Source organism: Nocardia sp. NBC_01009 (genome assembly GCF_045208035.1).
Taxonomy (GTDB): domain Bacteria; phylum Actinomycetota; class Actinomycetes; order Mycobacteriales; family Mycobacteriaceae; genus Nocardia.
Map to the genome: position 1 here is coordinate 299561 of NZ_CP108695.1, position 18107 is coordinate 317667.

The 18107-nt window shown below is 65.3% G+C and carries 17 protein-coding genes; 11 read left to right on the top strand and 6 right to left on the bottom strand.

All coding sequences use genetic code 11. From position 1 onward, the window contains the following. Positions 1–50 precede the first annotated feature (50 nt). Complete coding sequence (locus tag OHA42_RS01270; protein WP_406233820.1) at positions 51–1016, top strand: sigma-70 family RNA polymerase sigma factor; 966 nt, start codon at positions 51–53, stop codon at positions 1014–1016. A gap of 289 nt (positions 1017–1305) precedes the next feature. Continuing rightward, positions 1306–1866, top strand: a complete 561-nt coding sequence (locus OHA42_RS01275; protein WP_328406719.1) for a GNAT family N-acetyltransferase — start codon at positions 1306–1308, stop codon at positions 1864–1866. On the opposite strand, the gene OHA42_RS01280 is transcribed toward OHA42_RS01275, so the two are convergent. Further along, positions 1839–3188 (bottom strand): hypothetical protein, encoded by a 1350-nt coding sequence (locus tag OHA42_RS01280; protein ID WP_328406720.1) that lies wholly within the window; start codon positions 3186–3188, stop codon positions 1839–1841. The two genes, OHA42_RS01275 and OHA42_RS01280, sit on opposite strands and share 28 nt — an antisense overlap. A gap of 1356 nt (positions 3189–4544) precedes the next feature. Between OHA42_RS01280 and OHA42_RS01285 the strand changes: the two genes are divergently transcribed. The 3 genes from OHA42_RS01285 to OHA42_RS01295 all read left to right on the top strand — a co-directional run bounded on the left by OHA42_RS01285 (position 4545) and on the right by OHA42_RS01295 (position 6704). Next, the gene (locus OHA42_RS01285) at positions 4545–4862 is read left to right on the top strand and encodes a hypothetical protein (RefSeq protein ID WP_328406723.1); all 318 of its coding nucleotides are present in this window, start codon (positions 4545–4547) and stop codon (positions 4860–4862) included. Positions 4863–5079: 217 nt separating this feature from the next. Continuing rightward, positions 5080–5556, top strand: a complete 477-nt coding sequence (locus OHA42_RS01290; RefSeq protein ID WP_406233822.1) for a hypothetical protein — start codon at positions 5080–5082, stop codon at positions 5554–5556. 26 nt (positions 5557–5582) lie between these two features. Continuing rightward, positions 5583–6704, top strand: a complete 1122-nt coding sequence (locus tag OHA42_RS01295) for a hypothetical protein (protein WP_406233824.1) — start codon at positions 5583–5585, stop codon at positions 6702–6704. Positions 6705–7046: 342 nt separating this feature from the next. Here OHA42_RS01295 and OHA42_RS01300 read toward each other — a convergent pair whose 3' ends face one another. After that, positions 7047–7838 (bottom strand): DeoR/GlpR family DNA-binding transcription regulator, encoded by a 792-nt coding sequence (locus OHA42_RS01300; protein WP_406233825.1) that lies wholly within the window; start codon positions 7836–7838, stop codon positions 7047–7049. Between the two features lie 133 nt (positions 7839–7971). After that, positions 7972–8556 carry a TetR/AcrR family transcriptional regulator gene (locus OHA42_RS01305; RefSeq protein WP_406233826.1) on the bottom strand — a complete coding sequence of 195 codons (585 nt, stop codon included), beginning with the start codon at positions 8554–8556 and terminating at the stop codon, positions 7972–7974. A gap of 88 nt (positions 8557–8644) precedes the next feature. Between OHA42_RS01305 and OHA42_RS01310 the strand changes: the two genes are divergently transcribed. Then, positions 8645–9793, top strand: coding sequence for an FAD-dependent monooxygenase (locus OHA42_RS01310; RefSeq protein ID WP_406233827.1), 1149 nt, complete (start codon positions 8645–8647; stop codon positions 9791–9793). Positions 9794–9810: 17 nt separating this feature from the next. Here OHA42_RS01310 and OHA42_RS01315 read toward each other — a convergent pair whose 3' ends face one another. Next, a complete protein-coding gene (locus tag OHA42_RS01315; RefSeq protein ID WP_406233829.1) occupies positions 9811–10533 on the bottom strand; it encodes a TetR/AcrR family transcriptional regulator in 723 nt (240 codons plus the stop codon). A gap of 270 nt (positions 10534–10803) precedes the next feature. On the opposite strand from OHA42_RS01315, the gene OHA42_RS01320 reads away from it, so the two are divergent. Further along, on the top strand, positions 10804–11250 hold the full coding sequence (locus OHA42_RS01320; protein WP_406233830.1) for a dihydrofolate reductase family protein: 447 nt from the start codon (positions 10804–10806) through the stop codon (positions 11248–11250). Positions 11251–11260: 10 nt separating this feature from the next. Here OHA42_RS01320 and OHA42_RS01325 read toward each other — a convergent pair whose 3' ends face one another. After that, the gene (locus tag OHA42_RS01325; RefSeq protein WP_406233832.1) at positions 11261–12340 is read right to left on the bottom strand and encodes a Gfo/Idh/MocA family protein; all 1080 of its coding nucleotides are present in this window, start codon (positions 12338–12340) and stop codon (positions 11261–11263) included. A gap of 114 nt (positions 12341–12454) precedes the next feature. Between OHA42_RS01325 and OHA42_RS01330 the strand changes: the two genes are divergently transcribed. From OHA42_RS01330 to OHA42_RS01345, 4 genes are all read left to right on the top strand, one after another. Further along, positions 12455–13042, top strand: coding sequence for a TetR/AcrR family transcriptional regulator (locus tag OHA42_RS01330; RefSeq protein ID WP_406233834.1), 588 nt, complete (start codon positions 12455–12457; stop codon positions 13040–13042). Between the two features lie 606 nt (positions 13043–13648). Further along, complete coding sequence (locus OHA42_RS01335; RefSeq protein WP_406238987.1) at positions 13649–14671, top strand: tyrosine-type recombinase/integrase; 1023 nt, start codon at positions 13649–13651, stop codon at positions 14669–14671. Positions 14672–14709: 38 nt separating this feature from the next. Then, a complete protein-coding gene (locus OHA42_RS01340) occupies positions 14710–15006 on the top strand; it encodes a helix-turn-helix domain-containing protein (protein ID WP_406238989.1) in 297 nt (98 codons plus the stop codon). Further along, positions 15003–17522, top strand: coding sequence for a hypothetical protein (locus OHA42_RS01345; RefSeq protein ID WP_406233835.1), 2520 nt, complete (start codon positions 15003–15005; stop codon positions 17520–17522). Before OHA42_RS01340 ends, OHA42_RS01345 begins: the two co-directional genes overlap by 4 nt. A 273-nt stretch (positions 17523–17795) precedes the next feature. On the opposite strand, the gene OHA42_RS01350 is transcribed toward OHA42_RS01345, so the two are convergent. Beyond that, positions 17796–18092, bottom strand: a complete 297-nt coding sequence (locus OHA42_RS01350; RefSeq protein ID WP_406233837.1) for a DUF1330 domain-containing protein — start codon at positions 18090–18092, stop codon at positions 17796–17798. Positions 18093–18107 lie beyond the last annotated feature (15 nt).

The window sequence follows — 18107 nt, forward strand, 5'->3', positions numbered from 1 at the left end:
CCCGCATCGACCGACGGGAACCGAGCTCCGGCTCGGTAGGTTGTGCACCTATGACGATCGGTGCGGATTTCGCGGCGCGGACGATGCCCTACCGCCCGGAGCTGCTGGCGCACTGCTATCGCATGCTCGGCTCGATCCACGACGCCGAGGATCTGGTGCAGGAAACCATGTTGCGCGCCTGGCGGGCCGCGGACCGCTTCGACGAACAGCGCGCCTCGATGCGCACCTGGCTGTACCGAATCGCGACAAATGCCTGCCTGACCGCGCTCGAGCAGCGCGGCAGGCGGGCACTGCCCACCGGGCTGGTCGGACCGAGCGCGCAGATGCCGAACCGCCCCGAGAAGCACCCCGAGATCTCTTGGCTGGAGCCGATTCCCGATGCGCTGCTCGGCACGTCGGCCGACGACCCGGCGACCGTGGTGGCCGCACGCAGCGGCATCCGGCTCGCGTTCATCGCGGCTCTGCAATATCTACCTGCCCGGCAGCGTGCCGTACTGATCCTTCGTGACGTACTCGCCTGGTCGGCGGCCGAGGTGGCCGACCTCCTCGAAACCTCCCCCGCCGCAGTCAACAGCGCGCTGCAACGCGCACACGCCCAACTCGACAAGGATGCCCCGATGCTCGATCGAATGTCGGAATCCCTGAGTCCGAACGAACGCGCGATGGTCGATCGCTACATGTCCACCTTCGGCAATGCCGACATGGACGAATTCGCCAAGCTATTGCGCGACGACGTGAGGCTCGAAATGCCACCCGCCCTGGTCTGGTTCGCCGGCCGCACCCATGTCGTCGAGTTCTACGCCGCCAGGTGCGCAACGGACCCGACCCAATGGCGCGCCATCCCGACCGCAGCCAACACCCAACCCGCCATCGCCTACTACCTCCGCGACGAAACCGGTTGCTACCGTCCACATTCCATCCACACCTTCACGCTGAAGGACTCAGTGATCCATCGAATCACCGTCTTCGTGGACCCAACCCTCTTCCCCCGCTTCGGCCTTCCCGCGGTCGTCTGACCACCGAGGTCAGCGATCGCAGCGGCGATCGACGTAGCGGGCCACGCGGCCCGTGCGTTGTTCGCGCCGCAGACCCGAACACACGAAGCCCGGAAGCAGGGCGGATTGCGCGGCGTTCAGCGTCTGGTCAGAGGAGCCGGAGGTGGGCCGGACTGTCCGTGCGTTCTCCGGCGATCTGGAGCGTGTCCACGGTCGATCGCGGGCGAAGCCCGGCGAGTAGACAGGGTGCAGGACAAGCGAATTCCCCACCCGCAGCCGATGCCCACAAATCGCCACTATGGTCGGATCTATGGATGACGAAGTATCAGTGCGACTCGGGACCGCCGCCGACGCACGACGACACTTCGACGCGATCTGCCAGCTCTACGACGCCGCGTTCTCGCAACCGCCGTTCGTATGGCCGGACACCGAGTCGCAGCACCACCGGGAACTACTGACCGGCATGATCGGGTCACCGAACTTCGGGATCGCGGTAGCCACCGACGCCGCGGACGCCCTGATCGGATTCGTCTACGGAACAACGCTATCGACCACCACCGGATGGTGGAAGGGATTCCAGCAGCCGGTACCCGCCGAGGTGACGACCGAGTGGCCTGCCCGCACCTTCGCCGTCATAGACCTCGCCGTCGACGCCGCAGCGCGAAGGCACGGTATCGGACGCCGCCTGCTCGACACCCTGCTCGGCAACCGTACCGAGGAACGCGCGACGCTGGCGGTACAACCGCAGGCCGATGCCAGCCACGCCTTCTACCGGGCGCTCGGCGGATGGCACCTGATCGGACGCCAAGACACACCCGGAATGCTGTCCCCCGAATTTGATATCTACATCCGGGAATTGGACAGGCCGTAGTCGTTCATCAGGTCATCCAAATGGCGGACACACAAAGCGTCCGCCCACGGCGTCAAATCCGCCCGTACGCCCGCGATGATCCCCGACAGCCGGTCCGAGCGGCACGCCGCAGCCAGCACGGCCGCTTCCCCGATCACCTGCGCCGCCTCATCGATCTCGCGTCCCTCGATGTGGGCGTGCGCCAGATCGACGTAGGCCATTGCCCGGTTGCGGGTGTATCCCTCGCCGATCAGCTCCAGCGAAGATAGGGCCGCCTGATGCGCGTCGGCCGCTCGCCCGATCCGATACATGCAGTCGCTACGGAACGACAGCGACAGCCCCGGCCCGTGGAAATAGGCGACGCTCGCCTCCGTCCCGATACCGTCGACGAGCGCATCGTCCGCCGTGTCCAACGCCGCGAGACACGCGTTGGCCCGTCCGCTGGACGCGTACGCGAACGCCGCGATCACTTCCGCATAGGACCTCAACAGGCTGTCGTCGACGCTGCGCGCCCACACCTGCGCTGCCACAGCATGATCGATACCGGTCCGCGGAGACCCCCGCCAGGTCGACAGGTAGCTCAGATTGCACAACACCAGCGCGACCAGCTCGTCGTTGCCCGCCTCGTGCGCGGACTCGCGGGCCGCCTCATAGCTCGCATTGGCAAGATCGAACGCACGCAGATCGAAATGCATCCACCCAGCCAGCTGCGCCAACTGCGAATGCACGGTCAACAACCGAGGCTTCAACCGCTCGGGTGCCTGGGCCAGCAGCGCCCGCGCAATAGCCTGCTGCGCGGTCACCATCGGCAGTACAGCTTGCGGGCCGTACACATCATTTTGTGTCAGTGCGATATTCAGTGCGTCTTCGATATGGGCGATGCTCGCATCATCCACCCGCTCGGGCCGGATCAGCACCTCACCAACGCGCCGTTGTTCATTGACATCCAGGCCCGCCAGGATTGCAGCGACGGCAGGCAGGCCGCCTGCGACACCGCCGAACAGTTGCAAAAGCTCCCGTCGATTCATTTCGACCCACATCCGCAAATCGTCATCCAATGGCGAGTGTAGGCCCGCACGGTCCGGTGCCGCCGCGACAACTACCGCGAGCGCCGACGATGGCTCGGCTTTGTGGAACCGGTGAGCCTGCTCGCGAGTCAGACTGTCCAGCAACGTATCCATCACGTCCGCCGACCGCGGACTCAGCAACGCTGCCGCGCCTTCCTGCTCCCACTTTCCGACCGTGCGCACACCACGCTGACACACCGCAGCGAACTCCGCCTGAGACAGGCGCATCGCATCGCGAAGTGCCTTCACATCGGTACCCGTCCATTTCTCGATCATCGCTGGTCCACCCCCCAACTCGGCGTGTCGAATACCGAAAGAGTAGGACCAAATTGCCGGTTGCGTACCTGTATCGCCGGTCATGGGGAACCGATGCTGAACGAGCACCCGTCGCCGGAGTGCTTCCAAGCCGGAAACCGTGACCAGGGGGTCAAAGTTGTTGACCACGAAAGAATTGCCGAAGCGGACCACCGCGCTCGAAGGGCCCACCCCGCCCAGTCTTCTGTGACCTGCCAGGCCAGGCGATCGCCCGCTACCGCGACGCCCTCACCAATTGGGCCGCCACGCCCGACCCTGTCTCCTGTGAACTGCCCAGCGATGAAATGGTCAGCATCGGCCACGCACTCGCCGAATGGGCAAACCCAATGCGGCCCGGTGGCGGGGTGTCAGGTCCCCTGCCACCGGTGCCACTGACTCCAGCCGAGGCGGTGCAATGAACCTTGTCTGTCGAACTCATCGAACTCGTCGCGGACGGCTCACGCGAATGGGATCCCGGCGCACTGCCTCAACATGCCGATGCCCAGGTCTCAGCCATCGGCCACAGCACCGACCACGACCCAAGGGATTGAACTCAATGGAGCACATACCTTTTGGGGATACCCCCGTGTCCCGTTGCCTCTTCTACCGGCGGGTATGCGATCTGCCCGCAACCATCGATCCACCGAGCTTGGGTCGCATCATCATGAAAGCCAGCCACGTCGGAGGGCTCACGATGCCCGCACCGCTGGGCCAATCGGTCAAACACGACATGGGCCGACGCGGAGCCGCTATCGGCCCGATCCTCTCGCATCCACGGTCCAACAGATGGACATTCTTGATCCGACCCGACATACCCGACGATGTGCCACTGTTCGCTGATCTGTTCCGCCACAACATATCTGTCATCCGCGACGGCGGAACAGTGGCGTTGCCGTCGCCGACCACGCAATCCGGGGCCATCAGGCAATGGATCGAACCACCACATGACACCTTCCGACCCTCCGGACTTCTCGTCATCGAATCGGTTCGCGCGTGCGTGGGACCGGGCCGGGCGCGTGAGGTGGCGCATGTCTGAATGTGATTGCGGCCCATGGGTCAGCCTGTCCCATTGCGGCGGAAGCGGTTTCAGCGCCGACGGCGCACTGATCAAGGTGATATGCCCTCAGCACTCGTGCCGGAAGTGGGTGTCGCTGCTCGATGGCCGCATCGAGATGCACACCGGGGGCGATCCGCTGCAACGGTGCCGATGGACAGATGTCCGGGTGAAAGATGACCGTGAGGTGTTAGTGATCGCATGGCCGGATAGAGCCCGTCAACCACCAGCACAAGCCGCCACCGAACCAGACGTCACCACCGACCTGTCGAACAGCGAACCCCGTGACTGCTAAAGCGATCGGGCTGTTAGTTCTCGATGTCAGCGGCCCGCACCTGTTGCGAGACGAACGGGTCATCACCGATTTGGCCGACCAGCGCGGCTACACCCTGGCCGGGCTGGTCACCATCGCTCACGACACGTTCATGCCGACGACACTTATCGTCGCGACAGCGTGCCGCAACGGTGCGTCGACGATCATCGCGCCGAGCGTCGACCACATCAAGCACAACGCCCGCGCCATCGCCATAGCGTGCGACCTCATCACCCCGACCCACCGCATCCCCTGCACATCCCCTGACCGACGAGGAGGCATGTCATGAGCACACCAGATGGTGAATACAAAGCTGCCCTCAGAGAGTTCCGGCGCGCCTCGGATGCGTTTCATGACGGGGGGCTTCCCCCGACCGGGCCACTCGCGGATGCGTACAACGCGGCTGCGGCACGCTTGAAAGGGGTGGCGTCTCACCGCTGCGACACCGACGAGCCGACTAGATTCGATGCGCCATGACATCGGACAGCCAGGACGAGGGGAAGCCAGTGGACGACGAGCAAATCGGTTTCGATATCGAATTCGACGAAAAAACCGAAGCGTTTTTGGATTGGGTTGCTCCAGAACGCATGGAATCGGAAGTGCAAGCTTTCCTCGCTAGGGTCGCTCCAGATTTGAGCGATGATTCGCAGTGGTGGAAGCCGCCGCTGTCGACTCAAATCATGGAGACGTCGGCGCAGTTGTTCAGCGACTGGGCTGGATTTCTAGCACCTGAAAATCGTGAACTCGCTGATGGCTTGATTCGGTTTCTTGGGGAATGCTGCATACGGCGACGTGCCGGTATGACATGGACGAACAGTCCTGGGTCAGGCGCACCGCTGTATACCGATTTCGGCCCCGCAGCACACTTCGCCGACAGCGGCCTTGGCTGCGAGCTGATGCCGCTGGCGAGCGAATTGTTCGAGGAGCACTTCGGCCCCAAAGGAGTCGAATACAGCATTCGCATGGCAGGAAAGCCTGCCTGACTGAGAGATAAAAACGGGGGGGCGTTGTGCCCGACGAATACGACGATTTCCGTCGAAGACTGTCCAACTATGAAAAGGGCCTATACTTCGAGCTCGGCCGGGCACATGAGCGGGGCGAAACCCGTGACCGAGGGTGGGTTCGCCAATTCACACTCAAGATTGGTAAAAACATTCGTGTGCTGGATTCGGCACGGACTGAAGGGAAGGGCACTCGAGGTACAGAGCGCAAATCGGGCCGGGTCAACGAACGGGAAACGCTGAGGCAACTAAAGACTGAACGGGAATTACTTGTTTCCGGCCAGTTGACGCGTAGTCAGTGGGAGACCGTTGCTGGCGAGAAGATGCCGCGCGCTGTTCTCAGCTATATGCAGCAGATGGGTCGAGACTTCCCAGGCCGGTTTCAGCACGAGATCATTTCCCGCGCCGATGCATTGCGGGCAATACAGCTCGGCCAATCCCTGGCGGGTAGGCAACTCGAATTAGTCCGACCATATGAGTTGCAACGGGCCGAGCGTGCTCGTCAACGGCTAGAGAAGATACGTGAAATTGTTCGGGTGCGTGACGAGAAGGCCCGCGAGAGAGCCGAGAAATTCCAGCGCATGCAGCAGTTCCGTGAAGCTGCCGCACGCGGTAGGGCGGATGCCCCTGAGCGGGCTGAGCGCGACCGACAAGTGCGAGAGCAGGCCACGCGTGCCAAGGCGCGGGACGTACCGGAAACCGAACGTGCAAGGGTTGAACGCGAGGCCGCTGAACGGGCGGCGCGTGAATTCCCGGTACCCAGCCAGCTCTTCGGGCGGGAAGCCACCGACGGCGGGGAAGGTGTACACGACAAGGCACGGGCTGAGCGTGAGGTGGCCGAGAAGGCTCGGGAGCAACCTGACAGGGCACGGGAGGCAGCCGAAGCGGCGGAGCGGATCCATCTACACCGGGAAGCCTTTGCGGCGCAACGCGATCGTGCCGAGCGGGCGAGCATCTTGGATTCGGTACGCGTTGTGCAACTCCAGTGGAATCAGCCGGGGGAACAGCGTCAGCCGGAACCGGTGGATCGGGCAGTTGCCGACGCCAATCGTCATCACAACGAAGCCAGGGAACGTGAGCGTGTCGAGGAGCGAGAACGCCAGCGCACCCTTGGGCGCGAACCTGGCTAGAAGGGTTGGTGTTGCCCCCTGAGACGGCGAAGCCCCTAGAGCATCGCTGACCACCTGCCGCAGTCGTCCCCGCGGCGTCGAAGGCCGCACGCTTTCTCGGGATTACCTCCGCCGCAGACGCCAGGAGGAGTGCGGATTCCGACAGGGGGTGCGGTTGCCAGTGATCGGGATGGTGCGCGGCGGTGTCGGAGAAGAGCTCACCGAGAACGGCGGCGACATTGGCCGAGCGGTCGAAGTGGTAGCCGAGTTCACCAGCGTGGCCTGCGAACATGTACCAACAGCCCGGCGACCGTATGGCTGCCGGGGCTGTGCCGAAGAAATCGAAAGCCGTCCGGAACCGCGCTACACGACGTCCACCCGCACGCCTGCGGCGCGGATCGTCGCGATGGCCGCGGGATCGGCATCGGAATCCGTGACGAGCACGTCGATCTGCTCGATGCCACAGATCCGGGCCAGCGCGGATCGTTCCAGCTTGTCGGCGGTGGCAACCACCATGACGTAGCCGGAACGGCGCACCATCTCGGTCGTCACCCCGGCCTCGTCGATATGCCGGCATTGCGCGCCACCCTCGGCCGAGATCGCATTCACCCCGAGGATCAGCGCATCCAAGCGCAGCTCGGCCAGGGCGCGCTCGGCCAGCGGGCCGTGCAGCTCATAAGACTCTCGGCGCGCCACCCCACCGAGGCAGATGGTGCGCAGATGCGGACGCAGCACCATCTCGCCCGCGATATTCAATGCGTTGGTGACGATCGTGAGCTGATCGCCGCCGGCATTCGCCAGATCGACGCGCCCCGCCAATGCCCGCGCCACCGCCGTGGTGGTGGTGCCGCCGTTCATGCCGACCACCGCGCTCGGATTGACAAGTGTCGCAGCATGTTCGGCGATCCGCTGCTTGGCCTCGCCGCCGGTCTGCCGATAGCGGGCGGGCAGGTCGTAGGCCACGGTGGTCGCGACGACCCCACCATGCGTCCTGGTGGCCAGCTGCTGTTGGGCGAGCGCGGTGAAGTCGCGGCGCACCGTCGCCGGTGATACGCCGAGACGTTCGGCGGCTTCCTCCACCGAAAGCCGCCCCGAGTCGGCGAGCAGCTCGAGCAGCCGATTCCACCGCTGCGGCCGATCAGTCGGTCCGGTCATCTCACCCGTTCCCAGTCGAGCGGACGACCTGCTGTTTTTCCAGGCACGCGAACAATATGACCACAGGCACGCTGCCGACCGTAGAGATTCCGGACGGGTATTGCCAAGCCTGGTGACAACCGCTCGGCCACCCTCATCCCTTTCCCGGCGTGGCCCGCAGCCCGTCCAGCACGATCTCGACCACCCGATGGACGGCCTCGGCATACGACTCGTTCGATCGGGTGTAGATCTGCAACGTCATCAGTGCGGCCACATCCTCCGTCCGAATATCCGCACGCACGGCTCCGGATGCCTTGGCCTGCTCGGTCATTCGCTCGACGAGGTCGACGACCTTGCCACGCACTTCACGGAGCCTCGGGTCGGCCTGGATCTGCACGTGCAGCGCCGGCTCGATGGCCGCGGCAAGTCCGCCCACCTTTCGTTCGGCGCATTCGTGCAGGAATCGGCGCAGCGCGGGCCACGCGTCGACCTCCTCCTGCCAGGAAGTGGCGGCAGTCTGCGCCAGGTCGGCGAGGTAGGAGTGGGCAGTCGCGGCAATCAGCGCGTCGCGGTCGGGGAAGTGCCGATACAGCGTGCCGACGCCGACGCCCGCGCGGTCGGCGATCTCTTTCATGGATACGTCGATGCCTTGTTCACGGAATGTCACCAGGGTCGCTGCGATGATCTGTTCGCGATTGTTCCTGGCATCTGCCCTCTTCGCCGGGGTCGTGGCACTCACCTCCCACATTAAGTGGACGAAATCCTTCCGCTTACCGTACCCTTTTCTAAACGGACGAAATTCGTCCACTTATACGGAAGGCGTTGCCATGAACAAAACGGTTCTGATCTCGGGCGCAGGCATCGGCGGCTCGACGCTCGCGTTCTGGCTGGCCCGCCGGGGTTTCGAGGTCACAGTGGTCGAACGGGCCGCGGGAGCGCGCTCCAGCGGCAATCCCGTCGATGTCAAAGGGCCCGCGGTCGACGTGGTCGAACAGATGGGTGTCATGCCGCAACTGCGCGCGGCGGGATCCGATGTCTCCCGGATGAGCTTTGTCGACAGCCGCGGCAGGCAGGTCGCGCACGTCGATCTGAAGGCCTTCCAGGGGTCGGCCGGTGCGCGCGAAGTCGAGGTACCCAGGGCCGATCTCGCGAATATCCTGCTCGACGCGGGCCGCGAACAGTATGAGTTCCTGTGGAACGACACGATTACCGATCTCGCCCAAGACTCCGCCGGAGTGGACGTCACCTTCGCCGCCGCGCCGCCGCGCCGATTCGACCTCGTCATCGGCGCAGACGGACTGCATTCCGCGGTGAGGCGCTCGGTCTTCGGTGAGGAGACCGCATTCCTCACGCACCAGGGGATCTACGTCGCGACACTGCGGATCGCCGAACCCTTCGGCAGCGACAGGGAAGTCCTCATCTACAACACCCCGGGGCGGGCGCTTGCGGTGCATCCGACGCGTGGCCAAGCGGTTGCCGCATTCATGTTCCGCCACAAGGGCATTCCCGGCTACGACCACCGCGACACCGCGCAGCACAAGCGGACGCTCATCGAAGCGTTCACCGACCAGGGCTGGCGAGTGCCCGAAATGCTGGACCGGGTCCGCGACACCGACGACCTGTTCTTCGACTCCGTCAGCAAGGGCGAGCTGCCGCAATGGTCCGACGGCCGTATCGCGCTGCTCGGCGACGCCGCCTCCTGCGTATCGCTGTTCGGCGACGGCACCACGCTCGCCATCGCCGGTGCCTACACTTTGGCGGAAGCACTCACGGCCGATCCCGACGATCACGAAGCGGCATTCCGGAACTACGAGCGGCAGCACCGAATGGTGGTGGAGCCCAAGCTCAATGGCGTCACCGCCGCCGCGGCCCTACTGATCCCCGCGACGAGAGCCGGGATCGCGATCCGCAATGCGGCCACTCGGGTGGTACCCGCGGTCACCGCGGTCCGCGGTCTACTGCGACCGGCGGCGTGACGAAACCGGCGCGGCCATCAGCCGTGCCGCTCGGAGGCTCCCGCCAACGGGATCGTCAGGAACGATGCGGGCGTTCGAGTTTCGCTGAATGCCGTAGACGCAAGTCCGGAATTGACGAAATACGCTATCTCATCACACATCTCATCTAGTGAGACTTCCCCGGACAGTGTGTGCTGCACCAGCTCCTGCGCAAGCGAGTTCACCGCGCCGATCACCGCGAGCGCGAACAGATCGAAACGCCGCGGCTTGGTTTCGCCTCGTTCGACCGCGCGTTCCGCTTCGCTGACCAGCAGCGCCGAAAGCAGGCGGCGCTGCCGCCTGCGCCAATCCTCCACGGCCGGACTGACTCCGACCACCTCGACATAAAGGACCCGCGCGGAGCGCTGATCCTGGCAGGTCACTTCCAAGTAGGCACGGACACCGTCGACCACCCTTGTCGAAAACGGCTCGCCCTGCGTCTTTTCCAATACTTCCAATGTTCGCTCGACCGCATGCGAGGTAATGCGATTGACCAGCGCGATCAACAAAGCTTCGCGGCTACCCATATCTTCGTAGAAGCTGCGGGTGGAAACGTTGGCAGTGGTGCACAACCGCTCGATCGAGGTCGCGGCATAACCATGGGTGCCGAACAACTCCAGTGCGGCATCGACGAGCCGCTGCTGCCGCTGCGCTACCCGCTGCTCCTTGGACAAGCCGCCGTAACTGCGACCGTCTCTTTGCTCGTCATCCTGCCGTGCCACGCTTCGATGCTACCGAGCGAGCGCGGCCCCCAACCCCGGCGCGGACATCCGGATGACCGGGTCGACGCCGAGGGGTGCGGACCGGCTACCGCTGCTGCCCGATGGCCTGCCCGACAAGGGCTTGGGCCATGGGCGGCAACAGATCTGAGAGCCCCATACGAACTGCGGCTCGGTCACGGCGCTGACCGGACCTGACGAGCCCGCACGATCTCACCCAGATGCGCCTGCGCGTCAACGCCGGCTGACGGCTGGAAGAAGTCGTCGGTCGGCATGCCGCTCGATACGCCCAACGGGAATGGGACACGCTGGTCATGGGCCGCGGCACCTACGAACCCGGCCTCGAGATCGGGATCACCAGCCCCGTTCAACCATCTGAAGCAGTACGTCTTCTCCACCACCCTGGAAACCGTCGACAACCCGCAGGTGGAGATCGTCGACACCGATCCGGTCGAGCTGGTGCGGCGGTTGAAAAAGGAAGAGGGCCTGAACATCTGGCTCTGCGGTGGTGGAAACCTGGCCGGACAGCTCATCGACGAGATCGACCAGCTGATCATCAAGAGCTACCCCGTGATCGCAAGCGACGGCGTGCAGGCCTTCACCGGCAACTTCCAACCGACGCAGTTCAGGGTCACCACGCGCCAGGAGTTCAGCAGCGGCGCGCAAGTCACCTGGTTCGACCGCACCTGGGCCCCGCGATCCACCGAGGTTCCGGCATAACCGATGTCGGCTACGAGATGTCCCGAACAATTCCATCGGCCGCGGACTGTTCGATGGCGGCGAGGAGCCGGTGGTGGCGCAGGGCGGTCTCGAAGCTGGGATGCGGTTGCCGGCCTTCGGCGATGGCCTGGGCGACCTCCTGGTAGAGGGCCGCGATGTTGGCCGGTGGGCCGGACCGGACGCTGGCTGGGACGGTGCGATAGGTGTCGGGCATGGCCACGGCCTGGTCGCCGACCCGGATATCCCAGTCGCCCCAGTGGATGAATGTCCCGGGCTGGGCTGGGGTGGCGGTCAACGTTCCGTCGCTGCCGACGAGCTTGAGGAAGAACCCCTCCCGGGCGGGCCCGTTGCCGCCGTGCACGGCGGCGGAGGCGGTGGCGCCGCCGGCCAGCAGTCCGTGCAGCAGCACGTGGCTGGGCGTGGCGTTGGGCACGGTCTGCTCCGTCCCGGCGACGAGCACGCGGTCGTGTGTGCGGGGCAGCCGTGCGGAGACTTCGGTGAGTGGGCCCGTCACCCGTTCGAGTGCGGCCAGGAAGTGACCGGCCATGATGGTCAGGATGTTGGTTCCCTCCGAAGGGTCGAGGCCGAATACCAGGTTCGGCCATATTCGACTGCCGCCCCAGGGGGCGCCATCTGCCACCAGCGCGACCGATTCGAGCGTGCCGATCCGGCCGTCGGCCAGGAGGTCCGCGGCGAAGCGGGCGCTCGGGGAGTGGTGGCCCTGGAGGACGACCGCGTGCACGACACCTGCGGCGGTGGCGGCCTCGGTCAGCTCGCCCGCTTCGTCGGCGTCGACGCCCAGCGGCCACTCGGACACGACGTGCTTGCCGGCGTCGAGTGCTGCCCTGGTCACGGCGGCATGCCCGGAGGCCTTCACGGAGACGACGACCAAGTCGACCTCAGGGTGCGCGATGAGTTCGCTTGCGTCGGCGAAGGCGTGTCGTGCGCCGTGGGCGGCGGCCGCCCGGTCCGCGCTGGCCTGGTTGGTCGTCGCGACCGCGGTCACGTCGAACTCCTCGAGCGCTGCGAGCGCGGGCAGGTGCGAGCTGTCCGCCCAACCGCTGGCCCCGATAACTCCGACTCGGATCATGTGTGTCGCTCCTTAATTATGTACGTTTCGGTATGAAACTAGGTGGCGACGCGCTCTCGCGCAAGAGGTAACGTACCGATAGGTAAAAAACATGCAGAGAGCACGGAGGACGGCATGCCTGGCGGACGCCCACGCTCGTTCGACGCAGACACCGCACTCGACCGCGCGCTGGAGGTGTTCTGGCGGCACGGCTATGAGGGCACCTCGCTGGCCGACCTGACCACCGCGATGGGCATCAACAAGCCCAGCCTCTATGCCGCCTTCGGGAACAAGGAGGAACTGTTCGGCAAGGTCCTCGCCCGCTACCTCAACGGCCCCGGCGCCTACGCCGCCGACGCGCTGAACGCATCCACCGGCCGCGAGGTCGTCGAACGGCTGATCCGCGGGGCCGTCGACCTGACCGCAGGCGAGAACACACCCCACGGTTGCCTGTGCGTCAAGACCGTTCAAGCCTGCGGCACCGACGCGCACGCTGTACGCCAGGACGCCGTCACGGTACGCAAAGCCAGCGAGGCGGCGCTGCGCAGGCGGCTCGAGCAGGCCACCGACCTGCCGCCTCGCCACGAACCAGCCGCCCTGGCCGCACTCGTCCACACGATCTCGGACGGCATCGCCGTCCAGGCCGCGGCCGGGCGCAGCCGCGACGAGCTGCGGCAGGTCGGCAACTTGGCGCTGCGTGCCCTCCTGGACGACGACAGGTAGACCACGCCGCAAACGAGATCGGGATCACCCTGCCCGACCACCCGTATCCCGTGACCGGCGACAAGCGCTGAGTATCAACGAGATTCAGTCGTCCGGGGCGTCTGGATCGCGCAACGGCCGATGGCCGATGGCCAAGTCGGGCAGATGGAAGGCGTAGTGGCCGTCCAGCCCGATGTGAGCGCGTACGAACGGTGCGAGCCGGGCGGCGTCTTCGTCGCGGACCGGGTAGTCCTGGGTGGTTGCACAGTGTCATCTTCGACACCACTTACCGGGGTATCTGGGCACCGCCCTTGATCTGAAGATGTTGGTGCAGACGAATTTTGACGTCACCGTGGTCGGATGGTGGTTCTGCGCAGAATTGCAGCGGATGCACGATCGCAGCGCCCAAATCGCTTGATGCAGTGGTGACTACCGTAGGCGGACCTGTTCCTTGGGATGGGTATTGACCAGCATCCTTGCCAAGAATCGACCATCTGTTGCATGATTCTCTCGTCCTGTGACGGGAGGCGGATGCTCGACCGAGGTGGTGTGCCGCTGGGATCGGCACGGTTGGAGCTGGTCGACGGTGTGGCGCTGTTGCGCCCCGAAGATGCTGTGCTGCAAGCGATGTTGCGGGGGTGGGAGGCTCAGCAGATCGGCGGCCGCGGTCTTGGACGGTCGTGCGTGCGGGACCGGCTGAATGTGGTGCGGCGATTTGTGGCCTACACCAACGAGTACCCGTGGCATTGGACACCAGCGCACGTGGACGAGTGGATGGTGGATCTGGTCAGCAGATGCAACAGGGCCAAGTCCACGATCCGCAACTATCAGGATGCGGTGAAGTTGTTCTGCGAGTTCTTGATTCGACCGGAGTATGGGTGGGCGGTCGAGTGTGAGGAGCGGTTCGGCACGCATCCGGTGCAGGTCTGTTTCGAATGGAACACCTTGGCGCACCTGGTCGACTACGAGGGCGCCGCCGAGCGGCGGCCGATGACGCGCCAGGAGTTGCAGAGGTTTTTCGACTATGCCGATGACCAGGTGGAGTTCGCGATGCGCCGCCGGCGCAAGGGGGCGTTGGCGGCCTATCGGGACGCGACGTTGTTCAAGGTGATCTACGCCTATGGGCTTCGTGCCCGTGAAGCAGCGCGCCTGGATGTGACCGACTGGTACCGCAATCCCAAAGCCCCCGAACTGGGCCGATACGGCAACCTCGAGGTTCGGTGGGGCAAGGCGTCCAAGGGCAGCCCGCCGCGACGGCGCACGGTGCACACGGTGATGCCCTGGATCGTGGAGGGGGTGCAGGACTATCAGCTCAACATCCGCCCCTGCTACGGCTTCGACGATCACCCGGCAATGTGGCTGACCGAGCGCGGCGGGCGGGTGACCCCGCGCCATATCGAGCAGCGCTTTGCCGACTACCGCACCGCGTTGGGCCTCGAGCAGACCTTGGTGCCGCATTGCCTGCGCCACAGCCACGTCACTCATCAGATCGAAGACGGAGTGGATCCGAGGTTCGTACAGGAACAGGTCGGTCACCGCTTTGCCTCGACTACAGCGATCTATACCGGAGTCAGCGGCGATTTCATGAACACGATGATGGTCAAGGCCCTGGACAAGGCGTTCGCGGCCGAACAGATGGAGACCTGGTGAGCGCGAAACTGGACTACAAGTGGAACCTGCGTGAGCTGATGGCTCGGGCCGGGATGTTCCAGACCACACAGTTGCGCCCGAAGCTCGCCGAGCGCGGGATCGAGCTGTCCGACAGTCAGGTTTATCGGCTAGTGGTCGACAAGCCGGAGCGGCTGAGTGTGAAAACCCTGGTGGCGCTGATGGATATCCTCGGCTGCTCGATGGAGGACCTGGTCGAACCGGTAGCCGCGGCGACAGCGCCGCGACAGCGCAAAGCCGTCGGTGCGGACGTGCAGGACACCGCTGTCGGCACCTTCCGGCCACGGCGCGCGCGGATCGTCTCCGACGAACAGTGACCACCGAACCCGTTGCGGCACCACGGTTTATGACCGACCCGGTCTCGGTGATCACCGAGATCATCGGCGAGGTCGAGCCCCATCTCGACTCGGCGGTCATCGCCGCAGCAGTGCAGGAGGTGACCAGGAGCCGGACGGCTCGACGCCGGCTGGCCCGAGCGCTCGTCGAGAAGCCCTCACTGCTGACCTGCGGGCGCACCGAGGGGCCACCGTTGGTGGACACGCTGGTTCGAATCCTGCTCGAGCACGGCGCGGTCGAGGTGGTGGCGCCGTGTTGCCCGGGCTGCGGCAAACCCGCCAAGCAGATGAGCACCCGTGACGAGAACGGGCTGCGCCGCTGCGTCACCTGCGACAACAACGCCAGGGGCATCTTCACCGCGCGTCCCTGCGCGAGCTGCGGGCGGGTTCTGAGGCCACAAGCCTATGACCGGCAGGGCCGTCCACGCTGTGGGCAGTGCCCGCCGGACCCCGGAGTCGATCACGTCGAGGTGATCGTCGACGCGATCGTCGTGGTCAGCCCCGCCGCCGATCCCGTGCTGTTGCGTGGGCTGGTCACGAGCACTGTGCGCCAAGCTGCCCGCCGGCGCCAGGTGGCATGGGATCTGCAGGATCGGCCGGACCTGTTGACCGGGGCCGCGGCATCCGGGTCGCCCATAATCCGACGGCTGGTTGCGATGCTGGCCGCACACAAGGTCGATGGCGTGGTGGTCCCGCAGTGTCCGCTCTGCGGCATGACACGCGAGCTCAACTGCCGATCACAAGGGCAGGCGTGCTGCAACTCCTGCTACCAGAACGCTCGGGCGACTCGGTGCACGCACTGCGGTCAAGTGCAGCCGATCGCCGCGCGAGACCATGACGGGAAACCGTTGTGCTGGAGCTGCACTCGCCAGGCCGAGTTCAACAAGGGCGTGTGCTCGGACTGCGGCCGATTCACCGCGATCATCACCCGCCGCGGTGGAACTCCGTTGTGCTCGGACTGTCGTGAGATACCCATGGCGTGGTGTTCAGTGTGCGGAGACTACAAACCCTGCTACGGCGCTGACACCGCGACGCCTCGGTGTCCGAACTGCTGCCAGCGCGTGCGAACCGCGCAGTGTGCCCGCTGTAGCCGAACCCGGCGCATCGGTGGGCGCGACGCGGCAGGAAATCCGTTGTGCGGCAACTGCGCCTGTCGCCGAGAACCCTGCTGTCGATGCGGACGGGTGCGTCAGGTCAGTGGCCAGATCGCCGATGGAGCGTTGTGCTGGACCTGCATCAAGACCGAACCGGCCTACTGGAATCCCTGCCTGGACTGCGGAACCCTCGCGTGGCGCCGCCACGGGCTATGCACTGACTGCCGTGCGCCGAAACTACTTGATGCGGCTTTGGCCGGACCCGAAGGTGGCGTGCGCGAGGATCTGCTGCCGGTGCGCCACGCCTTGGCCGCCAGTAACCCCGCGACCCTGGTGGAGTGGGTGGTGCGGCGACGCGGCTCGGCGATGCTGTCCAGGTTGGCGGCCGCGGACGGGCCGATCACCCACGACACTTTCGACGGCCTCGAGCCGGCCGGTTCCGCTCGCTTTCTGCGCCAGTTGCTGATGGCACACGGTGTGCTGCCGTCCCGAGATCTCCAGCTGCACAACCTGACCCGATGGTTCGACATCAAGCTGGCCGAGGTCGAAGACCCCGAAGCGCGGCGCCTTTTGCGCGGCTACCTGACCTGGACGCATCTGGCCCGGCTGCGGCGTTCGGCCACGTTCACGACCCCATATGCGGCCGCCAGCATTCGCGGTGAGGTCAAGAGCGCGATCAAACTGCTGGCGTGGCTGGGTAGTCGAGGACGGGACTGGCGCGAATGCACGCAAGCCGACCTGGACGAATGGTGCATGCGCGGTGGGCGTGCACCCTATCGAGCCCGTTCGTTCGTGGCCTGGTGCGCCGATCGCGGGCACCTCGGTGACCTCGCGATCGCGACGCCACGGCAATCGGATCGCCGCGAAATACTGAACCACGACGAACAGCGCTGGGAGCTGACCCGGCGTCTGCTCCACGACAAGACCCTGACGACCATCGATCGCGTCGCCGGCCTGCTGGTGCTGCTCTACGGGCAGAGCGCCACCAGAATCGTCGCGCTCACCACCGACGACGTCCTCCGCGCCGAAGATCAGGTCAAGCTGCGGCTGGGACGACACCCCCTGCACATTCCCAGCCCACTCGACGGAATGCTCCTCGAACTGGTCGCGACCCGGCGCGGTAAAGCCTCCCTCGGCCACACCGACAACCATCAGTGGCTGTTTCCCGGCGGCTGGCCCGGCGCCGCACTACATCCGGACGCGTTGGCCAAGCGCCTGCGCGATCTCGACATCCCAGTGCGTGCCGGACGCAACACCGCACTGATGGAAAACGCTGCCACCATGCCAGCCAAAGCACTGGCCGACCTGCTCGGGATTTCGGTCACCTCCGCGGTGCGGTGGACCAACCTGGCAGGTGCCCCCACCGATGCCTACGCCGCTGAGGTGGCGCGGCGTAGGACATAGCCAGACAGCGGTCGGGGGCTCCTAAGCACCCGAACGCTGCCGCCCAAAGGTCAGTTGGTCGATTCCCGCATTCGACGCCCTACTGGTCCGCGCCAGGCCAGCTAGTGCTCAGCAAGTCACAGCCCGCGCGTCCAGAACGTCCGCAAATGCCGATTATGTGTCGTCAGGCGGGGCGCGGAACGTACATGATGGCGACGCCAATCAGGCAGATGAGCGCCGCTCACATCGCAACGGTCGGGCCGGATCTTCAGTGAAGATCCGACTGGACCCTGGTCAGTCGATGCCTTCGACAATGCGGAAGTCGCGCTGGAAGCCGTGGGGGAGTTCGGCCAGCGCCTTCTGGTAGGCCGCGCTCGCGCGTGCGGCGACCGCCTGTTCGAAGCTGTCGAACTCGATCAGGACTACGCGCTCGGCGATTGCGGCTTCGTGTGCGTCAACCCGGCTGCCGATGCCGGCGAGCCGGCGCCCGCCCGCGGCCTTGACGGCTAGACCGGCCAGTTTGTTGTAGACATCAAGCCTTCGGGGGTCCTCGATGGTGGGGTAGACGCTGACCCAGTAGCCCTTGGGCATGAAACCTCCAGTGTT